At 48.1% G+C, this 1,212-nt stretch carries 2 protein-coding genes; both read right to left on the reverse strand.

The genetic code is table 11. The annotated features are described in order from the left end of the window. A partial coding sequence (locus DW965_RS18725; RefSeq protein WP_147398826.1) for a conjugal transfer protein occupies nt 1-656 on the reverse strand: 656 nt, incomplete at its 3' end. 16 nt (nt 657-672) lie between these two features. Continuing rightward, a partial coding sequence (locus DW965_RS18730; RefSeq protein WP_147398827.1) for a C40 family peptidase occupies nt 673-1,212 on the reverse strand: 540 nt, incomplete at its 5' end.

Raw genomic sequence — 1,212 nt, forward strand, 5'->3', positions numbered from 1 at the left:
GTGAGAAATTCGTTGATTTCCTCTGTGGTGATGGAATCCACCGTACCGTCACTTTGTACCGCTTTGGGAGTGTAACCGGATTTTACGGGAACACTGGTAATGGTTGGATTCTGGATAATCGTCAGGTTTCCAGAGCCGTCCACATAGACTGTCACCTGATAGGCGGAACGGACGGTTTTACTGGATTCCCCCTCTGTGATACGCTGTTCCACCGTATAGGTCACTTGATAATGCTGCTCTTTTTCTTCTGTGATTTCCCATATCTGAAAATCGGTCAGGGCAGACGATACGGGGATGTCCTTTCGGACAGTATCTACATTCAGGGCTTGCAGCTCTCCGGTGAGATACCCTTTTAAAGCGTTTGTCCGGTTGTCAATGGAAGCGGCGGACTGTTCCCATGAATAGTAGACTTCTGCGAAATTCTCCACAAAATTCTCTATCTTGTGAGTGTCGAGGATTTGTTCCTCAATCACTTTCGTTTCATGGACAGTGTGAATGTCTATCGCCGTGAAATTCTTATAGACGGCAAACAGGAAGCTCATTGCCAGCAGCACCCACAGGGCAATCACGGTTTTCTTATGGGTATTGACTTTGTAGACTTTCAGTTTCTTTTCTTTCTGCTTTTTCTGGTTTTCCTCTTTTCTAATCTGAATCATATCGGTTCATCCTTTCTTATTGTTTGATTCGTCCGGCTCCAGCAAGGTGCTGTTGCCAGTAGGAGCCTGTCAGGTCTGCGTAACCAATGGGATTTCCGGCATGGTACATCCGGTTATTTCCCACATACAGTCCCACATGGGTGATGTAGGTTCCGGTGTTGTAGGTAGAGTGGAAAAAGACCAAATCCCCTGCTTTTGCTTCGGACAGGGGGATGTGCTGCGTTACATTGTACTGTTCCTGTGCTGTCCGTGGCAGGGCGATTCCTGCCTTGCCATAGCACCACTGCACCAGTCCCGAACAGTCAAAGGAAGTGGAGGGAGAATCACCCCCGTACACATACGTCCATCCCTCATACTTTAAGGCTTCCTCCATGATAGCCTGCACCGTTTCATCATCAAACTGTGCCACGGTCAGGTATTGCGATACCAAGAGGACATAGAACATATTTCCGTAGGAATACCGCCAGCCTCCGTTTTTCTCTACCGCAACAGGGTTGGTGTAGGTGACTTTCTTTCCGCCGGATTTGTCCCTTGCGAAGCTCTCTGCCAGTTCAAA

This window comes from Blautia sp. AM47-4, from assembly GCF_003479865.1.
GTDB lineage: Bacteria > Bacillota > Clostridia > Lachnospirales > Lachnospiraceae > Fusicatenibacter > Fusicatenibacter saccharivorans.